A 20,367-nucleotide genomic window follows, 5' to 3' on the forward strand; every position below is an offset into this window, starting at 1 on the left:
TCAGGACAGCTTCGAACCGACGAGCTTGACCAGGTCGGCGAGGCGGTTGGAGTAGCCCCACTCGTTGTCGTACCAGCCGACGACCTTGACCTGGTTGCCGATGACCTTGGTCAGCGGCGCGTCGTAGATGCAGGACGCCGGGTCGGTGACGATGTCGGCCGAGACGATCGGGTCGTCCGAGTAGCGCAGGATGCCGGCGAGGGGGCCCTCGGCGGCGGCCTTGTAGGCGGCGTTGATCTCCTCGACCGTGGCGGCCTTGGTCAGGGTGACGGTGAGGTCGGTGGCCGAGCCGGTCGGGATCGGGACGCGCAGCGCGTAGCCGTCCAGCTTGCCCTGCAGCTCCGGCAGGACGAGGCCGATGGCCTTGGCGGCGCCGGTCGAGGTCGGGACGACGTTCAGGGCGGCGGCGCGGGCGCGGCGCAGGTCCTTGTGCGGGGCGTCCTGCAGGTTCTGGTCCTGCGTGTACGCGTGGACCGTGGTCATCAGGCCCTGCTCGATGCCGAAGGCGTCGTTCAGGACCTTGGCCAGCGGGCCGAGGCAGTTGGTGGTGCAGGACGCGTTCGAGATGATGACCTGCGAACCGTCGTACTTGTCGTCGTTGACGCCGAGGACGACGGTCAGGTCCTCGCCCTTGGCGGGCGCGGAGATGATGACCTTCTTGGCCCCGCCGGCGATGTGCGCCTTGGCGGCGTCGGCGTTGGTGAAGAAGCCGGTCGACTCGAGGACGACGTCGACGTTCAGCTCGCCCCACGGCAGGTTGGCCGGGTCGCGCTCGGCGAGGGCCTTGATGGTCTTGCCGTCGACGACGATGCCCTCGTCGCTGACGCTGACCTCACCCGGGAACCGGCCCAGGATGGAGTCGTACTTCAGCAGGTGGGCCATGGTGGCGACGTCGCCGAGGTCGTTGAAGGCGACGACCTCGATGTCGTGACCGCTGGCCTGCACGGCGCGGAAGAAGTTGCGGCCGATGCGGCCGAAGCCGTTGACACCTACGCGAACGGTCACTGCTGCCACTCCTCTGAGGATCGGCCGGCACTCCGGCCGTGACTTGCGGGCTCGCGGCCACCCTAGCGTGCGGGCATACGCGTCCCTGACTGCCCTGACGAGACTTCCACCACTTGGCGAACGGGTCAAGAATCGATTAAGAAGCGGAGCGGCTCCGGAGCGTTTTCCCGCGGTGGACCGAACGGGTGCCGGGGAGGCGTCCGGGACCGGTTCCGGCTGGGAGCACGGGGTGCGACCCCGAGCCGGCCCCGGGTGCCGGACGGCTCTTGAACGATTCCGCCACGAGCCCGCTCCGGACGGCTCCGAAGGCGCTCCGGACGGACGATCCGGGGCGGACGTGAGGTCGATGACTCGACCGATCCAGCGACCCGCCCCGACGGCGCACGGCTGCTCATCCGGCCAGCTCCCGTTCCAGCGGCGTGCGGAACCGCGGCACCGCGCGCACCTCGCCGAACCAGGCGGCGCACTTCGCCGACTCCGCCTCGACCGCCGCCTTGGTCTCCGAGCCGACCTCCTCCAGCAGCCGGTACGCGATCTCCCCCGACGGGCGCTGGGCCCAGCCGCCGACGATCCGCCCGGACGCCCAGATCGTCGGGCCGACGTTGCCGCTCCGGTCGAACAGGGCCGCCCGGTGGGGGCCGAGGAACCAGTCGCGGTCCTGCCAGCCCATCGGCGTCGGGTCCAGGGCCGGGAGGAACGCCACCCACGGCGGCGGCGACGGCACCGGTTCGAGGTCGTCGGCCAGCACCACCCCCGGCGAGCCGTCGAGGTCGACCTCCGCGGTTTCCAGCGCCGCCAGGGCCTTCTTCGTCTGGCCCGCCGTCCAGCCCGTCCACCACCGCAGGTCGCTGACCGGGGCCGGGCCGTACGCCCGCAGCCAGCGCCGGGCCAGCTCGACCCGGGCCGCCTCCGGCTCCCAGGCGCGCAGGCCGCCGCCGACCCATTCGTCCAGCGGCTGCCAGACGTACTGCGTGCTGGTCCAGCCGCCGCGGGGCCGGCCGCGCGCGATGCGGCCGCCCGCGGCCAGCAGGAACAGCACCCGGCTGGTGACGTTGCCGATCGCTTCGTACGGCTTGCCCGCGGCCATCAGCAGCTGCTGGCGCAGGCGGGGTTCGTCCTCGCTGAGCTGCTGCGCCGTCGCCGAACCGCGGGCCCGCAGGGCTGCCTCGACCGAGGCCTCGACGTCCTTCAGCCACGCGGCCGGCTCCGGCACGTTCTCCGGGTGCCCCTGCTGCGCCAGGTGCTGTTCCAGCAGTTTTCGCTGTTTCACGAGAATGTCCGCCGCGCAGGCCGCCTGGACGAGGGCCGCGGTGTCCAGGTCCGTCACGAACACCGTGCGGCGCATGCCGAGCAGGCGCAGCAGCGAACGCTCCTCGTAGAGGGCGCGCTCGACCGCGGGCACCGCCGGGCCGGCGAGCCGCGCGGACGCCGACAGGTGCACGGTCGCCGGGTCGGTGGCGTGCAGCGCGACGACCCCGGCGACGGCGTCGGTCACCGAGGCCGCGGGCGCGGCCAGGTGGTGGCGGACGGCGAGGCGGGCCCGGCGCTGGTCGGTGCTGATCTTCGGAGGCACTCGCTTTTCCTACCACCCGGCACCGACAAAACCGCCTGGTCATCCCGGGCGACCAGGCGATAGCCTCGCGAAATGGTCTCCGGTGCGCACTTCGCGGCCTTCGCCGCACTGACGTTCCTCATGGTCGTCGTCCCCGGGCCGAGCGTGCTGTTCACGATCAGCCGCGCGCTCACGGTCGGCCGGCGCGACGCGCTGCTCACCGTCGTGGGCAACTCGGCGGGCGTGTACACGCAGGTCGTCGCGGTGGCGTTCGGGCTCGGCGTGCTGGTGACGACGTCGGCGGCGGTGTTCACCGCGATCAAGGTCGCCGGCGCGATCTATCTGGTGTACCTGGGCATCCAGGCCGTGCGGCACCGGCGGAAGCTGACCGACGCGATGACCGCGCGGGTGCGGGCCACGCCGGGCCGCGTGCTGACCGTGCTGCGCGACGGCTTCGTCGTCGGCTTCGCGAACCCGAAGTCGATCGTGTTCCTGGCCGCGCTGCTGCCCCAGTTCGTCGACCCCGCGGCCGGGTCCGTGCCGGCGCAGATGCTGGTCCTCGGCCTCTGCCTGCCCGCCATCGCGCTGGCCACGGACAGCGCGTGGGCGCTGGTCGCGGGCACGGCCCGCGCGTGGTTCGCGCGCTCGCCGAAGCGCCTGGAGATGGTCGGCGGCACCGGCGGCCTGGTGATGATCGGCCTGGGCACCACCCTCGCGTTCACCGGCCGGGGTGACTGAGCACCAGGTCGAGCAGGCCCGGGAACGCGGCGTCGAATTCGGGGCGGCGCAAGCGGTTCAGCCGCCGCGGACCCTCGTCGCGCTGTTCGATCAGGCCCGCCGCGCGCAGCACGGCGAAGTGGTGGCTGCGGGTCGCCTTGGCCACCGGCAGGTCGAAGGTGCCGCACGCCTTCGTCCATTCGGGCACGGCCGCCAGCTCACGCAGGATGCTGCGGCGCACCGGATCGGCGACGGCGGCCAGGGCGTCCTGCAGCGAAACCTCGGCCGGGGGCGCGTGCGTGAGCCCGCGCGCCCGCGCAGTGTTCGATGACTGCCGTACACGCATCAGGTCGACCTCCGTCGAACACCCTAGGAGCACCCGAGCCGCGACACCTCGACGCCACGTTCGGCCTCGACGCCCGCAACCGTCTCGGCGAAGCCGCCGAGACGGTCCGCGAAGGGCCCTGGCCGCGCTCGAAACGTTCTACTACGCCTTCAACCAGCGCGATCTCGACGTGTTCCGCCGCGTCTGGACCACCGATCCCCTGGCCCAGCTCAACAAACCGCTCGGCGGCATCCTCCGCGGCGGCGAGGCGATCACCGAGCGTTACGACCGCGTCTTCCACGGCCCGGCCCGCGTCACCGTCACGTGGGGCGACATCGTCGAGTACTCCGGCAACGGCCACGCGGTCTTCGCCGGCCGCGAGACCGGCGAGTACCACGTGGCCGAGACCGTTCCGCTCAGCATCCGCACGACGCGGTGCTTCGCCTACGAGGCGGGTCGTTGGGTGCAGATCCACCACCACGGCAGCATCGACTACGCTGGCGAGCTCGCCGCCTACCAGCGGGCGATCCGCGGTGAGGTGTTGTGCCGCCGGTTGAGCTGTGCGGTCGATGACGATCGCAGATGTGCGGCAGGCCCGGTAGCCCACCCCTCGCCCGGGGTGCGGTCGAAGTGTTCGACCCTGCCGGTCGCTCCGGGACCAGCGGTTGACCCGGCAGCGCACCGGCACCGCGGGCAGGGCGAGGTCAGGCCAGGGCCTTCACCAGCTCCGGCCACCACTCCCGCGGCAGCCCGTCGAGCGGGACGACCACCTGGTCCGCGCCCGCGGCCCGGTACTCCCGCAAACGCGCGGCGACCGCGTCGAAATCGCCCCACACGGTGAGGGCGTCAACCAGGCGATCGGACCGGTCCGCGATGTCCGCGTCGGTGAAGCCCATCCGGCGGAAGTTGGCCGCGTAGCCCGGCATTCCGGCCAGGAAGCCCAGGGAGCCGGCGCGCACGACCTCGCGGACGCGTGCCACGTCGGTCTCCGCCACCACGCTGAGCAGCACCGCGAGCTGCCGGTCCGGGCCCAGGATCTCGCGCGCCGACGCGACGTAGTCCGTCGTCACCAGGTACGGGTACGCACCCGACGCCCGGTCCCGGGCCAGCTCCAGCATCCGCGGGCCCAGCGCCGACAGGATCCGCGCGGCCGGCGGTACGACGTCCTCGATCTCGTCGAGGTAGTCGCTCAGGGCCGCCAGCGGGCGCGGGCCGTGGGCCCCGCCCAGGCCGGCCACGAAGCGGCCGGGCGGCAGCTCCGCGTACGCCGACACGACCTCGGCCGGCGGCACGCGGTCCACCGACAGGATTCCGCTCGCCACCTGGATCCGCGAGGTCGCGCGGACGACCTCGCGGATCCGCGGCAGGTTGTTGCCCTGGCCGCCGGCCAGCCAGAGCGTGTCGTAGCCCAGCTCTTCGAGCTCCGCCGCCACGGCGGTGCCGGTGTCCAGTGCGGTGTGGGTGGCCCCCAGCGGCCCCAGGTTCGTCATGCGCGCGGTAACCCCGGCCGGCGCCGCCTTGTTCCCGTCAGGCCGGTTGTTCGTCCTCGGCGGAATCGGCGGCCCGGGTGAACATCCGGGTCGCCGACAGGCGGGCGACGCCGTCGGGCTCGCCCAGGTCCGCCAGGGAATTGCGGACCGTCGAGTCCACCGACAGGTACTTCCGGCCCGCGCGCAGGTCGGCGTCGTTGCGCAGCCGCACGATGAGCGGGAACTCCGACAGCGCGCCCGCGTCGAACAGGCCCGTCGTGTAGATCAGCTGCACACCGAGCGCCTCGGCCACCGCCCGCTGCAGCTCCAGGAGGTACCCGGCCGACGCGCGGCCGATCGGGTTGTCCAGGAACAGCACGCCCGAGTGCCGGTTGCGGGCCTTGCCGCGGTTGTTGGCGCGCAACGCGGCCAGGGTGCAGTACAGGATGATCGCCGCGGTCAGCTGCTGGCCGCCGGAGAACACGTCGCGGATCTCGGAGACGCGCTGGCGTTCGGTGCGCAGCACCGAGTCCGGTTTGAGCATGTCGACGCGGAAGCCCTTGGGCGCCGCGGCCCGGACGCCGCGCAGCACCAGGGAAAGGCCGTCGCGCTTGACGTCCCGGCCGTCCGCCGTCTTGCCGACGGCGGCCTCGTCGACGACCTCGCCGAGCTTCTCGGTCAGCGCGTTGTCCTCCAGCTCGGTGAAGCGGATGCGGAGGAACTCCTGCCCGGACCAGTCGCCGAGGCCGTCCGGCAGCCGGGAGACGCGCTGGGCCGAACGCAACGTGCGGAGCGCGCCGTCGACCATGCCCTGCAGGCGGGTGATGATGCCGCCGCGGTGCCGGTCGATCTGGGCGAGGTCGTCGGTCAGCGACCGCAGCCGCGGCCGCAGCGCCTCCGCCCACTCGGCGGCGTGCGCCGGGAGCTGGTCGCGCTTGACCGAAATGACCTGCTGCCGCACCGGCGTGCTCAGCTTCTCGAACCGCTTCTCCGTCGCGTACTGCGCAAGCTGGTCCGCGGCCGCGCGCACCCGCCGGTCGCCGGCATCGGCGGCGTCCTGGGCCTGGCCGAAGGTCGCGTTCAGCCGCGCGTGCTGGGCGCGCGCGGTGTCGACGTCGCCGTCGTAGGCGGCCGCGTCCGTGTCGGTCACCAGGTGGGCCATCGACTCGGCAAGGAGCGCGAAACCCGAGGCCGAGGTGCGCGCCGAGTCCAGGGTCGCTTCCGCGGCGGCCCGGCGTTCCTGCAGCTCTTCCCACTTCCGCGCGGCCGCCGACGCCTCCAGCCCGGCCGCGTCGATCAGCTCCAGGCCGTGCTCGATGTCCCGCGGCTTCTCGCCGTTGACGCCGTTCTGCAACGGCAGCGCGTCCAGCTCCGCGCGCCGCGTCGAGACGAGGCCGATCGCTTCGGTCCGCTCGTCCTCCAGGCCGTCGACGACGCGGCGGGCGCGGGCCAACGCGGCCGCGCGGGCCGACGCGTCGGAGCCGTCGGGCGTCTCCAGGAGCTCGGCCGCGCGGGCCCGCACGGCCTCGTCGAGGGACTCGACGGCCGAGCCCGCGGCGGCTTCGGCGGACTCGGCCTGCTCCAGCTCGCTCCGCAGGTCGCTGCCGACCTCGACCTTCCCGTACGACTCGGACGCCGACAGGTAGGTCCGGCGCAGGGCGTCCACCGGCTCGGCCGGTGCCGGGCCTTCCGCGGCGTCGGCCGCTCCGGGCACCTCGGCGAGCTCGGCGCGCGCGGTGGTCGCGGTCCGGCGGTGGCCGTCGGCGGTGCGCTGTTCCTCCCCCGCCTGCTCGCGCAGCCGCGCGGCCTTGCCCGCCGCGTCGGACGCCTGGAGGTCGGCCCGTTCGGCGATCTCGGTCGCGCGCTCGGCTTCTTCGGTCCACTCCGCGATCCGCGCGCTGCGGACACCCAGCTCGCCGAGCCGGCGGGCCTTCTCCTCGGCCTCGGCCGCGGCCGCCCGCAGCTCGGGGACGCGCTCGCGCAGGGACGCGGCTTTTTCGCTCAACCGCGCGAACTCCGCCCCGGCCTGGTCCAGCGCCGTGCGGGCGGTCTCGCGCGCGGTCCGCGCCGCCTGGGCCTGCTCGGCCAGGGTCGCGACGGCGCCGGGCGGGTAGTCCTCGCGCCACGTCGTGAGCTTCCACGTCAGGGCGCCGTCCGTCGACAGCTTGGCGGACAACGCTTCGAGGCGCCGCTGCCGCTCGGTGTGCCGCCGCGCGACGGCTTCCCGCTCGGCGTCGGCGGCTTCTTCGTCGTACATCGCCGGGTTCGGCGGCACGAGGAACTCCACCCCGGGGGCGGCACTTTCACGTGAAAGTGCCGCCTCGGTGGTGCCGACGGCGATGATGGAGCTGGGGAGGAGGCGACGCTTCGTCAGGACTTCGCGGGCACGGTCGGTGTGAGCGGCGTCGTTCAGGAGGACGCCGGACACCAGCTGCGGCAGAGTTTCCAGGACTTCGGCCCGCCGTACCGTGTCCAGTTTGGACAGATAACGCCAGCCGGACCACGCGGTGATCCCCGCCTCCTCCAGGGCGTCCAGCGCGGCCTGGACGTCCTCCGGCGGCGGCAGCAACCCGCCGGACCCCAATGCGGCCAGGGCCCGCTCGTCGGCGGACTCCTCCATCCGCAGCGCGGTCTGCTCTTTCTCGACGGCCGCGCTCGCCTCGCGCAGCCGTTCCAGCAGCACCGGAAGGTCGCTTTCCAGGGTGACGTCGTCGGCGCCGAGCAGCTCGACCAGGCGGCTTTCGGCGGCGAGGGCGTCGGTCCGGCGGTGCGCGCGATCCAGGTCCTCGGTGGCGCGTTCCAGGCGGTCCTGGGTGGTGCCGGCGAGCTGGTGGGCCTCGTTCACGGCCCGTTGCGCCGCTTGGAGGTCCGTGCCGGCGCGGTCGAGTTCCTGCTCGCGGCGGGTGAGCTCGGCGAGGGCCGACTCGGCGGCCGAACGCGCGGCCCGGGACGCCTCGGCGACGTCGGCGCCCGAGGGCAGCAGTCCGGCGCGAACCGCCGTCTGGACCTCTTCGCGCAGCTCGGTGATCCGGGCCGTGAGGCCCCGCGCTTCGGCGCGGCGGGCGGCCGCGAGGTTGGCGGCTTCGTCGCGTTCGGTCTGGGCCTTCTCGGCTTCGGCGCGCAACGCGCCCGCGTGCGCCTCGGCCTTGTCGGCCTGCCGCTGGGCGTCCTGCGCCAGCGCGTGCAACCCGCGTGCCAGCGCCGAAGCAGCGTCGTTGCGCGCCTTCAGCGCCGGACGCGCCTTCTCCTCGCGGCTGCCGACGAGCTCACGCAGGTCCTTCGCCTTGCGCGCCGCGTTCACCGAGTTGAGGACGGTCGCCGTCTCGCGCCACGCCTCCGCTTCGGTCTTCGCCGACGCCAGCTCGGCGTCAACGCGCTTGCGGGCCTCCTGGGCCTCGTCCAGGCGCAGCACCGCGACCAGACGGCGCAGCTCGGTGACGGCCGCGGCGAGCCGCCGGTGGTCGCCCTCGGCGAGCTTCTCCGCGGACTTGACCTCGCCGACGTGGTCTTCGAGCCCGGACAGGCGCGCGTTTTCCAGCTCGTTGCGCGCGACCACGCGCCCCGCCAGCGAAGCCATGTCGGCCTTCGCGGACTCCGCGATCTTCCGCGACTCCGCGGCGACGCCTTCTTCGGCGGCCAGGGGCCCGAGGAGGTCCAGGGCGCCCGCGACGAAGTCGCGTTCCGACAGGAGGTCGCCGCGCTGGGCCAAGTTGTGCGCGTAGGTCGCGACGACCTCGGCGAGGTCCTTGGGTTCGTCTTCGGAGATGACCGCGCGCAGCAGGAACTCGACGAACGCGTCGTCGGTGCCGAAGGCGAACGCGTCCGCCGCTTCGCCTTCGCCGGCGTTCATCGCGCGCTGGTAGCGGAACAGCTCGGTGTCGAGGCCCAGGTGGTCCAGGCGGCCGGTCCACTCGTGGTGGCGGCGGGTCCAGGACAGTTCCAGCTCGGGTTCGGCCAGCTGGGCCGCGGCGAGCTTGTCGTGGAAGCCGGACATGGTGAGCAGCCGGCCGTCCTGGGTCATCGGCAGGGAATCGAGCCCCAGCGCGGCGGTCGGGCGGAAGCAGTACCAGGAGTCGACGAGGTTCTCGGAGTCGGCGGAGACGACGTGGCCGCGCCATTCCGAGACCTTGCCGGTGATGATCCGGTGGCCGCTCCCGACGTGCAGCCACTCCAGGACCACGTGCGAGACGTCCTTGGCGGCGACGAACTTCTCCAGCACCTTGGTGCTGGTGGTGCCGACGACCTGGCGGCGGCCGGGCAGCATGACCGAGAAGATCAGCTTGATGAGGACGGACTTCCCGCCGCCGTTTTCGAGGAACAGCACGCTCGCGGGCGACGGGCGGCGCAGCTCGGCCGGGCCGGTCGCGTGGATGCCCGCGCTGAACAGGGCGTCCTGCTTCGGCGCGGTGATCTTCGCGCCGACGCCGCTGAAGTCGAGCACGACGTCCTGGTAGCGGGCACCCGCCGGGCCCACCGAATGCAGGCGGACCCGCGAAAGCTCGTACATCGAATCCCCTCTTAGAGCGTGTCCGAGGCGGCTGCGCGCAGCGTGCCCCCGGCGTTCGCGACCGCGACGACGTCGAGCGCGAGCAGGTCGTCGAAGGCGGCGTCCGCGGCGAGCTCGCGGACCTGGATCTGGTAGCGCGGCGTGGTCCGGTAGGTGCCGCCCTGCTCGTCGCTCACCGGGACCAGGAACCCCTGGTCGGCGAGGAAGCGCAGGGCGCGGCTGACCATGCCGCGGGTGGTGTCGGCGGCCAGCCGGCCGTCCTTGGTGGCGGCCGCGGCGGGACGGCGGGCGTACGCGCGCCACGCCTGTTCCAGCTCGGGCGCGTCGGCCAGCGGGTCGTTGTTGGCCTCGGCCGCCGCCGCGCGTTCGTCGAGCATGCGGGCGGCTTCGCGGACCATCGCGTCGACCTGCTCGACGCTGACGCGGCCGATGTAGGTGTCGTTGGCGAGGTCGTCGGGCCGCGGGTAGCCCAGGGCCGCGGTGGCGAGGTGGATCAGGCCGTGCAGCACCTTTTCGGTCTCGCGGCGCTCGCGGATCTTGGCCTGGCGGGCGTAGGAGTCCATCTTGATCTCGAAGACGGACTCGTCGGTGGCCGCCAGCACCGCGCCGGCCTGCTGGTTGACCTCCAGGACCATCAGCCCGAGCCCGGCCGCGACGGCGTGTGTGAGCGCTTTGAACGCGTTGTCCTCGCCGTAGCGGCGGACGAGGTCGCCGTAGACGACGTCACGCGCGGGCAGCTGCTTCGGCCGCATGCCGAAGGCGACGAGCCGGGCCGCGGCCTCGGCGTCCACGCTGCTGTGGGACAGCGCCATTACGCGACCTCCTCGTTTTCCTCTTCGCCGGCGCGCTCGACGGCGGCCGTGGACAGCAGCAGGTCGGCGCCGCCGAACTCCGGGTCGTCGAGCGGGGTGCCGTCGTCGACGGCGAGCAGGACCGACCGGTCGCCCTGGCGGCGGGCCGCGCCGATCCCGGGACTGTAGGCGTGGACCGCGCGCAGCGCGACCAGGGCGGCGAGCCCGGGCTGGCGGCTGCGGCGGGCCTCTTCGAGCAGCCCCGACAGCCGCCGCGGCACCTCGGGCAGGTCGAGGAGTTCGTCGGCGCGCCGCCAGACGTCGTCGCCGAAGCGATCTGTTGTTTCGGCGGGCATGAGTTCCGGTTCCGGGATCTCCCCCACAAGCTGGTCGCGTTCGGGCGCGGGCCGCAGGAGCAGCGAGACCAGGGACGACAGTGACGGCACCACGGGTGCGGTGATGCCGGCGGCGGCGTGGAAGAAGTGCTCGGCCGGGGCGACGGCGTCGGCCAGCGGCAGGCCGAGGGTGGGCACGAGGAGCTGGCCGAAGAGGTCGATCGTGGCGCGCTGCGGTGGGCCGGAGAACTGCTGGCGGTCCTGTTCGGCGCGGAACACCGCGCCCGCGTCGGCCAGCCTCGACTGCAGGCGTGTGTGCCGCCGGATGCAGTCGCCGACGATGTCGACGAGCTCGGCCGCGCGGCGCTTGCGGTCCAGGTCCTCGGTTTCGTCGCGGGCCGTGGTGATGTTCTTGAGGATGGCGTTCTCGGCGCGGAAGCGGGCCTCGATGTGGCTGAGGGCGCTGTCGAGGAGCTCCGGGACCTCGCGTTCCCAGTCGACCGAGCGGACGTCCCGGCGGGTCGCGTCGAGCTTCGCGCGCAGCGTCTCGCCGTACTGGACAGTCCGGTAGCGGGCCTGTTCGGCGGCGAGCTTGGCGTCGGCGAGCCGGCCGCGGTTGATCAGGTTCTCGAGCTTGACCTCGGCGGCGATCTGCGCGGACTCGACGTCGGTGTCGAGCGCGCCGACCAGGACGTTGATGGCCTCGTCGGTGGCGCGCAGGTAGACCTCGCCGTCGCGGGCGGCCAGCTCGACGAGCAGCTTGAAGTCGAACTGGCGCCGCTGGTAGCCGCCGGGGCCGATCGAGCCGTAGACGCGCCGGAAGCCGCGGTCGGTGGTGCCGACGTTGATCAGGTTGTCCAGGACCCACTTGGCCACCCGGACGTGCTCTTCGGGCATCCGCGACGGCGCCTGCTGGGCGATGAACGGCAGCAGCCGGTCGATGACCTCGTCGTGGCCGGCGCCGGTGTCGAAGTCCATCGCGATGGTGACCTGGTCGATCGTGTGCAGCGCGATCTCGGCCATCTGGTAGGTCGTGGCGTCGGCCCAGTCGAGCTTCGCCTTCCGCGCGTCGAGGTCGTGCAGCGGCGCGGTGCAGGCCAGCGCCTTGAGGCGGCGCGTCAGCCCCTCGTCGGCCAGGCCCGTCATCCCGGTGTCGTCGTCTCGCACAGCAGGCCAGGCTAGTCGGCCACCCTCTGCACACGCCCGGGTGACTCCATCCATGCCCCCACCACCACCCTCGAAGGTGGCGCTGACGCGCCGCAGTGTTTGCATTAACGTCCCTACCTATGCGTGAGATGAGTCGTGACGAGTGGTGGCAGTTCGCCTCCTCCGGGACGCGGACGGGCATGCTCGGCCTGGTCAGGGCCAACGGCGCCCCGATCGTCACCCCGATCTGGTTCCTGCTGAACGAGGGCCCGGACGGCGACGAGCTGATCTTCACCACCGGCACCGGGACGCTCAAGGGCAAGGCCATCGCTCGCGACGGCCGCATCTCCCTGGCCGTCGACGACCAGCGGCCGCCGTATTCGTACGTCCAGTTCACCGCCGAGGCCCGGCTGACCCACGACCTCGACGACATGCTCACGTGGGCGACCAAGCTGGGCGCGCGGTACATGGGCGCCGAGCGCGGCGAGGAGTACGGCAAGCGCAACGCCGTGCCGGAGGAATCGCTCGTCCGGGCGAAGATCACCAAGGTGATCGCGCGGGCCGACATCGCCGGCTGAGCCCGGTTCGCTGGTAATCTGGCCCCGGGGGTGGGGGTATGCCTTCAGGGGACAGACGCGACGCCGCCAGGGCGATCGTCAGCGCGGGTCAGCGGGAGCTGGTGGCCGAGCTGGAACGGCTCGACGGTGGCGCCCGGTTCGGCCGGTCCGGGCGCACGCGGCGGCTGGAGAACGGGGACGTCTTCGAGCGGGCGGTCGTCAGCGCGGCCTTCTCGGACGAGGTCTTCGCGGCCGGGCTCTCGGTCGTGCTCCACCCGCGCAACCCGTACGTCCCGGCGTTCCAGGCGCACTTCCGCTACCGGGAGACGGCGGAGGGGTGGGGGTTCGGCGGCAGCGTCGACCTCCTCCCGTGCTACGGCTTCGCCGCGGACGCGACGCACTTCCACCGCGTGCTCAAGAACCACTGCGACACGCTCGACCCGGCCTTCCACGCCCAGGCGAAACGCGCCTGCGACGACCGCTTCCGGCTCCCGCACCGCGACGAGGCCCGTGGCATCGGCGGCATCGCGTTCGACCACCTCCGCCTCCCCGGCCCGGACGGCTGGCGGCGTTCGGCGGCCTTCACCGCGGCGGGCATCGCCGCGATCGCCCCGGCGTACTTCCCGATCGTGCGCCGGCGCAAGGACATGGAGTACGGCGAACGCGAGCGGCAGTGGCAGCTGTACCGCCGCGGCCGGTACGTGGAGTTCACCCTCGTCCACGACGCGGCGACCGCGGTCCAGGCCGACGCCGACGCGATCCTGATGGCGTTGCCGCCGCTGGCGAGGTGGGAAGCGGAGTTCACGCCCGAGCCGGGCAGCGCGGAGGCGGAACTGGCATCGTTCCTGATCCCGCGCGACTGGGCGGCCGAAGCCCCGGTGACGGCCGGCTGACGGCCGAGCGCGCGGCGCCCCGGTGAGCGGGAAACCGTTGGCACGCCGGGTGAGCCGTCGGGTGGACTATTGACAGGGCCCGCTCCGAGGTGTGTGATCTGTCCCATAGATAGGAAACTTTCCTAACTATTGCCGCCGGTGGTCCGCCGACCCATTCCGCCCCGGTCACCCCCTGTCCCCCGACAACGCAGGAGGCTCCCAGTGGCACCCCGTCCACCGTGGCGCGCGGTACTGGCCGGTACCGCCGTCGCGGCGCTCGGCCTCACCGTCGTCAGCCCGGTAAGCGCTTTCGCCGCCGACACCGACTACGAGTCCGAAAACGCCACGATCGTCCAGGGCGCGGTCGAGTCGAACCACGCCGGCTACAGCGGCAGCGGCTTCGTCAACTTCGACAACGTCGCCGGCAGCTACGTCGAATACTCCGTGAACGCGGCCCAGGCGGGCACGCACACCCTGACCTTTCGCTACGCCAACGGAACCACCGACAACCGGCCGGTGAAGCTGACCGTCGACGGCGGTGACAAGGGCACCGTCGACTTCCCCGGCACCGGCGCGTGGACCACCTGGAAGACCGTCACCGCGACCGTCCAGCTCACCGCCGGCGTCAACAAGGTCCGCACCACCGCGACCACCGCCAACGGCGGCCCGAACGCCGACAAGCTCACCGACACCTTCACCGCGCCCACCGACGGCGAGCCGCCGTCGCCGCCGTCGAACCTCAAGGCGAGCGACATCCTCCCCACCGCGGCCACCTTCTCCTGGACCGCCGCGACGGACAACGTTGGCGTCGTGCGCTACGAGATCAACCGCGGCGGCAACATCCTCAAGACCGTCGACGGGAACACCACGAGCGCGACCGTCGACAACCTGACCCCGAACACGGCCTACGACATCTCCGTCGGCGCGTACGACGCCGCCGGCAACCCGTCGCAGCAGAGCAACGTGGTCACCTTCACCACGCCGCCGAGCAACGACACGACCCCGCCCACCGTGCCCGGCAACCTGCGCACCACCGGCGTCACCGCGAACAGCGTGTCCCTGGCCTGGAACGCCGCCACGGACAACAGCGGCACGATCGCGGGCTACGACGTCTTCCAGGGCACCGCGAAGGTGGCCACCACGACGTCGCTCGGCACCACGGTCACCGGCCTGAGCGCGAACACCTCCTACACCTTCACCGTCAAGGCCCGCGACCCCGACGGCAACAGCTCGGCGGCGAGCACCGCGGTCACCGCGAAAACCAGCGCCCCGGGCGGCGCCGGCGGCATCCCGGAGTACGACAAGGACATCGCGAAGGTCGACCTCGGCTGGTCGGTGGACTTCCTCCCCGGAGGCAACGCGCTGGTGACCGAGCGGGACCGGTTCGAGGTCCTGCTGGTGACGCCGTCCGGGCAGAAGACGACCCTGGGCAAGGTGCCGGGCGTGGTCACGACCAGCGGCGAAGGCGGCCTCCTCGGCCTGGCGATCTCGCCGAACTGGGCGGCCGACCACGCGATCTACCTCTACCACACGGCCTCCGGCGACAACCGGATCGTGAAGATGACCTACGACGGCACCACGCTGTCCTCGACGTCGACCCCGGTGCTGACCGGGATCGCGAAGAACCGCTACCACAACGGCGGCCGGATCAAGTTCGGCCCGGACGGCAAGCTGTACGCCACCGTCGGCGACGCCAAGAACAGCGACAACGCGCAGAACAAGAGCTCGCTCAACGGCAAGATCCTGCGGCTCAACCCCGACGGCTCGGCGCCGTCCGACAACCCGTTCCACGCCACCGGCGGCAACGCCCGGTACGTCTGGAGCTACGGCCACCGCAACCCGCAGGGCCTGGCCTGGGACTCGCGCGGCCAGCTGTGGGCGGCGGAGTTCGGCGAGAGCAGCCAGGACGAGCTCAACCTGATCCAGAAGGGCGGCAACTTCGGCTGGCCGAGCTGCGAAGGCACGCAGGGCAGCTGCAGCGGCTTCATCGCCCCGAAGAAGACCTGGCCCACGTCCCAGGCCGGGCCGAGCGGGCTGGAGATCGTCAACGACTGGATCTACATCGCCGGCGTGACCGGTCAGCAGATGTTCGCCACCCGGATCAACGCGGCGGGCACCGGCATCGGCACGGTGTCGACCCTGTTCTCCGGCCGCTGGGGCCGGCTGCGCTCGGTCACGAAGACCCCCGACGGCGGGCTCTGGCTGACCTCGACGAACAACGACAAGAACGGCGGCACGCCCTCGGTGCTGGACAACGTGATCGTCCGGCTGAAGTTCCCCGGCGGCAGCACGCCGGGCGGCTTCAAGCTGGCCAGCTCCGCCTTCGCCGACAACGCGACCATCCCGGACAAGTACACCTGCGCCGGGGACGGCACGGCGGGCCAGGACCCGTCGCCGCCGCTGGCGTGGGGCGCCGCCGACGGTGCGAAGGGCTACGCCGTCGTGTTCGCCGACGTCGCCAACAGCGGGAACAAGCTGCACTGGGCGATCTGGGACGTCCCGGCGTCGGCCCGCTCCCTGCCGGAGGGCCTCGGCGCCGGGTACACCGTCCCGGACCAGGGCGGCGCGAAGCAGAAGGCGATGGGCAGCGGGGCGAACGCGCAGAAGTTCTTCGGTCCCTGCCCGGGCGGCTCGAGCCATCCGTACACGTTCACGCTCTATGCCCTGAACACCGCGACCGTCCCCGGCCTGACGTCGTCCTCGACGATGGCCCAGGTCGAAACGGCGATCAAGGGCGCGGCGACGGCGAGCGTGGTGCTGCGCGGCAAGTCCAGCGCGGCCGCCTGAAAGCCGCGGCAGGGGTGACCGGAGCGGCGCCGGTCACCCCTGCCGCACCTCACCCGGGTTCGGCGATCCGCCGCAGGTGGGCGTCGACGTCGAAGCCGTGTTCCTCCAGCCGGCGGCGGGCCAGCAGGAGCTCGTCGGGGGTGAACAGCTCGGCGTACTCCTCGCGGAGCATGACCGCCTCGGAGCTGCGGCCGAGCTGGTTCTTCTCCCAGAGCACGGTGAACCCGCCCGCGGTGCCCGCCCCGCGCAGGAGCAGGCGGGCCGCCTCGACACCGCCGTGTTCGCGCACCATGCGTTCGAACTGCGCGGGCCGGTACCCGTAATCCTTCGCCAACACCCGGCATCCGTCGAGCAAATCCTCGGTAAACCGCGCGGCGAGCCGGGGATCGGCCGGGATGGATGCGGCTGGTTCGGGCATGGGACACCTCTCGACGAACGGCTTCCCTGATTAATCGCGAACGGGGCCGATTTCGCTACGCCGTTCGAGGATCCCATCGCCGGGACGCACTCTCCGTCGCCCTGAAGCGGACAAAAAGGGCGAACCGAAACTGTCGGTGGGCTCTGCCATGCTGGCCGGCATGCGCACCGTGCTCGCCGGCGACGTCCACGTCCACTATGGACAGATCTACGTCCACGACGAGCGCGGCGCGCCGTTCGAGGGCGACCTGGCCGCGTGCTTCACCGGGCAGCGCAACGGGCTGTGCGGCGCCGCCGTGCCCGGGCACCTGTTCCTCATCACCGGGTTGCACACCGGCGATGTCGGCTTCACCGTCGAGGTGCACGAAGCCGGGCCGCCGGACGCCGGCGGGGAGGACGTCGTCGAGGTCTCGTTCCACGCCGAAGGCCGCACGGTGCTGGTCACCTGGGGCGGCGAGGACTGGTGGGACCTCGAGCTGCCCCCGGGCGGCTACCGCGTCCGCTACAGCGGAACGGCGATGGACGCGGGCCGCGCGCGCGACACCCGGCTCGGCGGCGAGCCCCGCCAGGACAGCTACCTGCTGCAGTTCTGGCCCGGGCCGCCGTCCGCCGACGTCGTCGTGCGCGAAACGAGCGCGATCGCGGCGTACTGGCACGGGTTCGCGCGGGACCTGCCGCCACCGCCGACCGAGGCCGAACTCGCCGCCCGGCGAGAGGCGCGGCAGCGAGCCGAGGAGGAGGCCCGGGCGAAGGCGCGGCACGAGCAGCTGCTTCGGGAATGGGGTGGCGTGCTGCCGGACGCGGCGATCCTGGACCTGCCGCGGGGTTCCCTGCGGGAGTTCGCGAAGGCCGACCGGGAGCTGGTGGCCGCCGCGATCGCCGCCGGACCGGATGTCCGGCGCGCGCTCGCCCGGCGGGTGGCCCACCTCGCGTTCGAACGGGCGCAGCTCGACGGTGTCGGCTGGATCGCGGACGGCTTGCGCGCGCTGGACCGGGGACTTCCGCTCCCGCCGCCGTTCGACGACTGGACCGCGGCGTGGAACCGGCTCCTGTCGGACCCGGCGGTGCCGCACACGCTCGTGCGCACCCCGGACGGCCGGCACGACAACGCGTTGCAGCAGGCCATGGCGTTCCCGGCGCTTTTCGCCGCGGCGCACGAAGACGAGTCGGAGGCGCTGGGCCAGGCGTTGTCGGCGGCGGGACACACCTACGCCGGCGACCGGCCGGAGCTCCTGGCGCAGGTGCGCGCGGCGCTGGCGGAGCTCACCAGCCGAACAGGCCGCCCATGATCCGGGCGCAACGGGCCGTCATGGCTCCGGCGTCCTCGTCCGGGCGGTCGATCCACCAGCTGATCAACGAGTCGACGACGCCCGTCCAGACCTGCGCGACGGCCTCGATGTCGACCGGGTCGGCCAGGCCGCGGGACGTCAGCAGCTGCGTGGCCCCGAGCACCGCGAAGGCGTCGAGGCGACGGCGGTAGTCCGCGGCCGCGGCGGCGATGTCGCCGGTGGCCGGCACCGTCGGGTCGCGCAGGAGGCGCCACGCGTAGCGGTCGTGGTCGAACGTCGTGAAGATCGCGGCCAGGACCTTCAGCGGCATCTGCTCGGGCTCGCCCCCGGTGGCCATGGTCGTCGCGACCCCCTCGGTGAGCCGGTCGCCCGCGCGGTGCAGGCAGGCCAGGTAGAGCCCGTCCTTCGAGCCGAAGTACTGGTACAGCAGCGGCTTGGTGACCCCGACCCGGCGCGCGATCTCGACCATCGACGCACCCGTGTAGCCGGCCCGGCCGAACTCCTCGGTACCGGCCACGACGAGCTGCGCCTCGCGCTCTTCCCGGGGCATCCCCTTGGTCCCGACCGGCCTTGACTCCGTCACGGGCGAGAGCCTACCGTGCGTAAAGTGACCCTTGGGTAAGTTACTGCCCGGTCAGATGGAGGAGGCAACGTGGCCGAGTTTCTGGCGCACCTGCGCGACCCGGTGCTGTTCGCGGTGCCGGTGTTCCTGCTGTTCGTGACGATCGAGATCATCGCCGTGCACGTGCTCGGCCACGACGACAACGTGGTCGGCTACCGCGTCGCGGACACCCGCACGAGCATGCTGATGGGCACGGTCGCGGTCGGGATCAACGCGCTGTTCCGGCTGGTGATGCTGGTGATCTTCGCGGCGCTGTTCGAGCTGGCCCCGGTCCGCTTCGACCCGCGCGACTGGTGGACGTGGGTGCTGATGCTGCTCGGCCAGGAGCTGGTGTTCTACGCCTACCACCGCGCCAGCCACCGCGTGCGCCTGCTGTGGGCCGGCCACCAGGTGCACCACTCGAGCGAGCACTACAACTTTTCGACGGCCCTGCGCCAGAAGTGGACGCCGTACTTCCAGCTGCCGTTCTGGTCGGTGCTGGCCCTGTGCGGCATCCCGCCGTGGATGATCCTGACGGGCCTGTCGATCGACCTGGTGTACCAGTTCTTCGTGCACACGGAGAAGGTCGGCAAGCTCCCGCGCTGGTTCGAGTACGTCTTCAACACTCCCTCCCACCACCGCGTCCACCACGGCAGTGATGCGGAGTACCTCGACGCGAACTACGGCGGCATCCTGATCGTCTGGGACCGGATGTTCGGCAGTTTCGTCCCCGAAGGCCGCCGTCCGACGTACGGGCTGACGAAGAACATCGGCACGTACAACCTGCTGAAGGTGGGCTTCCACGAGTACGGCTCGATCCTGCGCGACCTGCGCGGGGCGCGGACCTGGCGGGAGCGCGCCGGGTACGTGGTCGGGCCGCCCGGGTGGCAGCCCCGCCGCGAGCTACGCGATGTCCCGCAGGGCGAGGCTGTCCAGGGGCGGGCGCTGCGGTGAGGTCAGGTCCGTCAGCACGATCTCCCGCTCGACACCCGGTGACGTGCCGCGGCGGAACTGCGCCAGCAGCGTGGCCGGTGGGGCCGCGGTCACCAGGCGGCCGTGGCGTTCCAGCCGGTCGAAGAGCGTCTGCATGATCTGGCCGGACATGCGGCCCAGCGCCTGGGTGCTCTGGTGGCGGTGCGCGCGGTGGCCCAGGTCGACCTGGGCGAGGGCGTCGAGGCCGCGCAGCTCCAGCAGGTCGATGAGGTGCCCGACCTCGACGCCGTAGTTCGCGACGAACGGGATGCTTTCCAGCACTTCGCGGCGGCCCGCGTACTCCCCGGCCAGTGGCTGGACGAACCCGGCCAGCTCCGGCCAGAACATGTTGAGCAGCGGGCGGGCGACGAGTTCGGTGACGCGGCCGCCGCCGTCCGCCTCGGTGCCGAGCGGGCGGTGGTAGAACCCCTTGACGTAGGCGACCGACGGATCGGTGAGCAGCGGCCCGAGCAGCCCGGTGACGTAGTCCGTGGTGAAGTCGTACAGGTCGCCGTCGACGAAGACGACGAGGTCGCCGCTCGTCGCCGCGACGCCCTTCCACAGCGCTTCGCCCTTGCCGGCCAGCCCGCCGAGTTCGGGGAAGACGGCGTCCTGCGCCACGACGGCCGCCCCCGCGGCGGCGGCCACTTCGGCGGTGGCGTCGGTGGACCGGCTGTCGACGACGAGGATCTCGTCGACGAGCACGCCCTGCAGCTCGTCGCGGATCGCCTTGACGATCGCGCCGACGGTGGCTTCCTCGTTGCGGGCCGGGATGACCACGGACACCGTGGTCCCGCGTTTGGCCGCGACGAGCTCCGCGGTGGTCCAGTCCCCGGCCTTGCTGCTGCGCCGGGTGAGCCAGGTGCCGATTTCCGGCGAAACCTGCAGCATGCGTTTCCCCTTCCCTCGTTCGCTTCCGAGGTTCGCGGTCCCGCGTTTCGGCGCCCGGTCCGCGGTGCTACCGGGGTGTTACGAGATGACGGTCCGCGTTAACGCGGCGAACGGAAACCGGCGCAGCGCTACGC

16 protein-coding genes and 1 pseudogene are annotated in these 20,367 nt (G+C 72.3%); 7 read left to right on the forward strand and 10 right to left on the reverse strand.

The annotated features are described in order from the left end of the window. On the reverse strand, positions 1–1,005 hold the full coding sequence (gene gap / locus C2L59_RS39845; RefSeq protein ID WP_103354752.1) for a type I glyceraldehyde-3-phosphate dehydrogenase: 1,005 nt from the start codon (positions 1,003–1,005) through the stop codon (positions 1–3). A 391-nt stretch (positions 1,006–1,396) separates the two neighbouring features. Beyond that, complete coding sequence (locus C2L59_RS39850; RefSeq protein WP_103354753.1) at positions 1,397–2,578, reverse strand: winged helix DNA-binding domain-containing protein; 1,182 nt, start codon at positions 2,576–2,578, stop codon at positions 1,397–1,399. Positions 2,579–2,650: 72 nt separating this feature from the next. Between C2L59_RS39850 and C2L59_RS39855 the strand changes: the two genes are divergently transcribed. Next, positions 2,651–3,295, forward strand: coding sequence for a LysE family translocator (locus C2L59_RS39855; protein ID WP_103354754.1), 645 nt, complete (start codon positions 2,651–2,653; stop codon positions 3,293–3,295). Here C2L59_RS39855 and C2L59_RS39860 read toward each other — a convergent pair. After that, a complete protein-coding gene (locus C2L59_RS39860; protein WP_103354755.1) occupies positions 3,276–3,620 on the reverse strand; it encodes a helix-turn-helix transcriptional regulator in 345 nt (114 codons plus the stop codon). The two genes, C2L59_RS39855 and C2L59_RS39860, sit on opposite strands and share 20 nt — an antisense overlap. Here C2L59_RS39860 and C2L59_RS39865 point away from each other — a divergent pair. Then, positions 3,502–4,029: pseudogene (locus C2L59_RS39865) on the forward strand (hypothetical protein); the annotation flags it as partial. The gene C2L59_RS39860 and the pseudogene C2L59_RS39865 overlap by 119 nt on opposite strands. Before the next feature lie 274 nt (positions 4,030–4,303). Here the strand turns inward: C2L59_RS39865 and C2L59_RS39870 are convergent. From C2L59_RS39870 to C2L59_RS39885, 4 genes are read right to left on the reverse strand one after another with little or no spacing between them, the layout of a single operon-like run. Next, a complete protein-coding gene (locus C2L59_RS39870; RefSeq protein WP_103354756.1) occupies positions 4,304–5,089 on the reverse strand; it encodes a TIGR03620 family F420-dependent LLM class oxidoreductase in 786 nt (261 codons plus the stop codon). 37 nt (positions 5,090–5,126) lie between these two features. After that, positions 5,127–9,575: a hypothetical protein gene (locus C2L59_RS39875; protein WP_103354757.1), complete on the reverse strand. Its 4,449-nt coding sequence runs from the start codon at positions 9,573–9,575 to the stop codon at positions 5,127–5,129. A gap of 11 nt (positions 9,576–9,586) precedes the next feature. Beyond that, positions 9,587–10,387 (reverse strand): hypothetical protein, encoded by an 801-nt coding sequence (locus tag C2L59_RS39880; RefSeq protein ID WP_003077197.1) that lies wholly within the window; start codon positions 10,385–10,387, stop codon positions 9,587–9,589. Then, positions 10,387–11,847, reverse strand: a complete 1,461-nt coding sequence (locus C2L59_RS39885; RefSeq protein ID WP_103354758.1) for a hypothetical protein — start codon at positions 11,845–11,847, stop codon at positions 10,387–10,389. The genes C2L59_RS39880 and C2L59_RS39885 overlap by 1 nt, the downstream gene beginning before the upstream one ends. Before the next feature lie 140 nt (positions 11,848–11,987). Between C2L59_RS39885 and C2L59_RS39890 the strand changes: the two genes are divergently transcribed. From C2L59_RS39890 to C2L59_RS39900, 3 genes are all read left to right on the forward strand, one after another. Continuing rightward, a complete protein-coding gene (locus tag C2L59_RS39890) occupies positions 11,988–12,425 on the forward strand; it encodes a PPOX class F420-dependent oxidoreductase (protein WP_103354759.1) in 438 nt (145 codons plus the stop codon). Positions 12,426–12,463: 38 nt separating this feature from the next. After that, positions 12,464–13,297 (forward strand): coproporphyrinogen III oxidase, encoded by an 834-nt coding sequence (locus C2L59_RS39895; RefSeq protein ID WP_103354760.1) that lies wholly within the window; start codon positions 12,464–12,466, stop codon positions 13,295–13,297. 201 nt (positions 13,298–13,498) lie between these two features. Beyond that, positions 13,499–16,063, forward strand: a complete 2,565-nt coding sequence (locus C2L59_RS39900; protein WP_103354761.1) for a PQQ-dependent sugar dehydrogenase — start codon at positions 13,499–13,501, stop codon at positions 16,061–16,063. 49 nt (positions 16,064–16,112) lie between these two features. Here C2L59_RS39900 and C2L59_RS39905 read toward each other — a convergent pair whose 3' ends face one another. Beyond that, entirely contained in the window at positions 16,113–16,400 is a 288-nt protein-coding gene (locus C2L59_RS39905; protein WP_233223947.1) for a hypothetical protein, read from the reverse strand. A 241-nt stretch (positions 16,401–16,641) separates the two neighbouring features. On the opposite strand from C2L59_RS39905, the gene C2L59_RS39910 reads away from it, so the two are divergent. Then, positions 16,642–17,769 carry a hypothetical protein gene (locus C2L59_RS39910; protein WP_233223948.1) on the forward strand — a complete coding sequence of 376 codons (1,128 nt, stop codon included), beginning with the start codon at positions 16,642–16,644 and terminating at the stop codon, positions 17,767–17,769. Here C2L59_RS39910 and C2L59_RS39915 read toward each other — a convergent pair. Next, positions 17,744–18,352 (reverse strand): TetR/AcrR family transcriptional regulator, encoded by a 609-nt coding sequence (locus C2L59_RS39915; protein WP_233223949.1) that lies wholly within the window; start codon positions 18,350–18,352, stop codon positions 17,744–17,746. The genes C2L59_RS39910 and C2L59_RS39915 overlap by 26 nt on opposite strands. Before the next feature lie 69 nt (positions 18,353–18,421). Here C2L59_RS39915 and C2L59_RS39920 point away from each other — a divergent pair, with 69 nt between their 5' ends. Continuing rightward, positions 18,422–19,324: a sterol desaturase family protein gene (locus C2L59_RS39920; protein WP_103354765.1), complete on the forward strand. Its 903-nt coding sequence runs from the start codon at positions 18,422–18,424 to the stop codon at positions 19,322–19,324. Here C2L59_RS39920 and C2L59_RS39925 read toward each other — a convergent pair. Then, complete coding sequence (locus tag C2L59_RS39925) at positions 19,274–20,233, reverse strand: glucosyl-3-phosphoglycerate synthase (RefSeq protein ID WP_103354766.1); 960 nt, start codon at positions 20,231–20,233, stop codon at positions 19,274–19,276. The two genes, C2L59_RS39920 and C2L59_RS39925, sit on opposite strands and share 51 nt — an antisense overlap. Positions 20,234–20,367 lie beyond the last annotated feature (134 nt).

This window comes from Amycolatopsis sp. CA-128772 (assembly GCF_002904295.1).
Lineage (GTDB): Bacteria > Actinomycetota > Actinomycetes > Mycobacteriales > Pseudonocardiaceae > Amycolatopsis.

Coding starts and splice junctions, on each gene's coding strand:
- C2L59_RS39870 (WP_103354756.1), bottom strand. CDS start 5,089: ATGACGAACCTGGGGCCGCTGGGGGCCACCCACACCGCACTGGACACC.
- C2L59_RS39860 (WP_103354755.1), bottom strand. CDS start 3,620: ATGCGTGTACGGCAGTCATCGAACACTGCGCGGGCGCGCGGGCTCACG.
- C2L59_RS39875 (WP_103354757.1), bottom strand. CDS start 9,575: ATGTACGAGCTTTCGCGGGTCCGCCTGCATTCGGTGGGCCCGGCGGGT.
- C2L59_RS39885 (WP_103354758.1), bottom strand. CDS start 11,847: ATGACGGGCCTGGCCGACGAGGGGCTGACGCGCCGCCTCAAGGCGCTG.
- C2L59_RS39895 (WP_103354760.1), top strand. CDS start 12,464: ATGCCTTCAGGGGACAGACGCGACGCCGCCAGGGCGATCGTCAGCGCG.
- C2L59_RS39880 (WP_003077197.1), bottom strand. CDS start 10,387: ATGGCGCTGTCCCACAGCAGCGTGGACGCCGAGGCCGCGGCCCGGCTC.
- C2L59_RS39910 (WP_233223948.1), top strand. CDS start 16,642: ATGCGCACCGTGCTCGCCGGCGACGTCCACGTCCACTATGGACAGATC.
- C2L59_RS39855 (WP_103354754.1), top strand. CDS start 2,651: ATGGTCTCCGGTGCGCACTTCGCGGCCTTCGCCGCACTGACGTTCCTC.
- C2L59_RS39925 (WP_103354766.1), bottom strand. CDS start 20,233: ATGCTGCAGGTTTCGCCGGAAATCGGCACCTGGCTCACCCGGCGCAGC.
- C2L59_RS39890 (WP_103354759.1), top strand. CDS start 11,988: ATGCGTGAGATGAGTCGTGACGAGTGGTGGCAGTTCGCCTCCTCCGGG.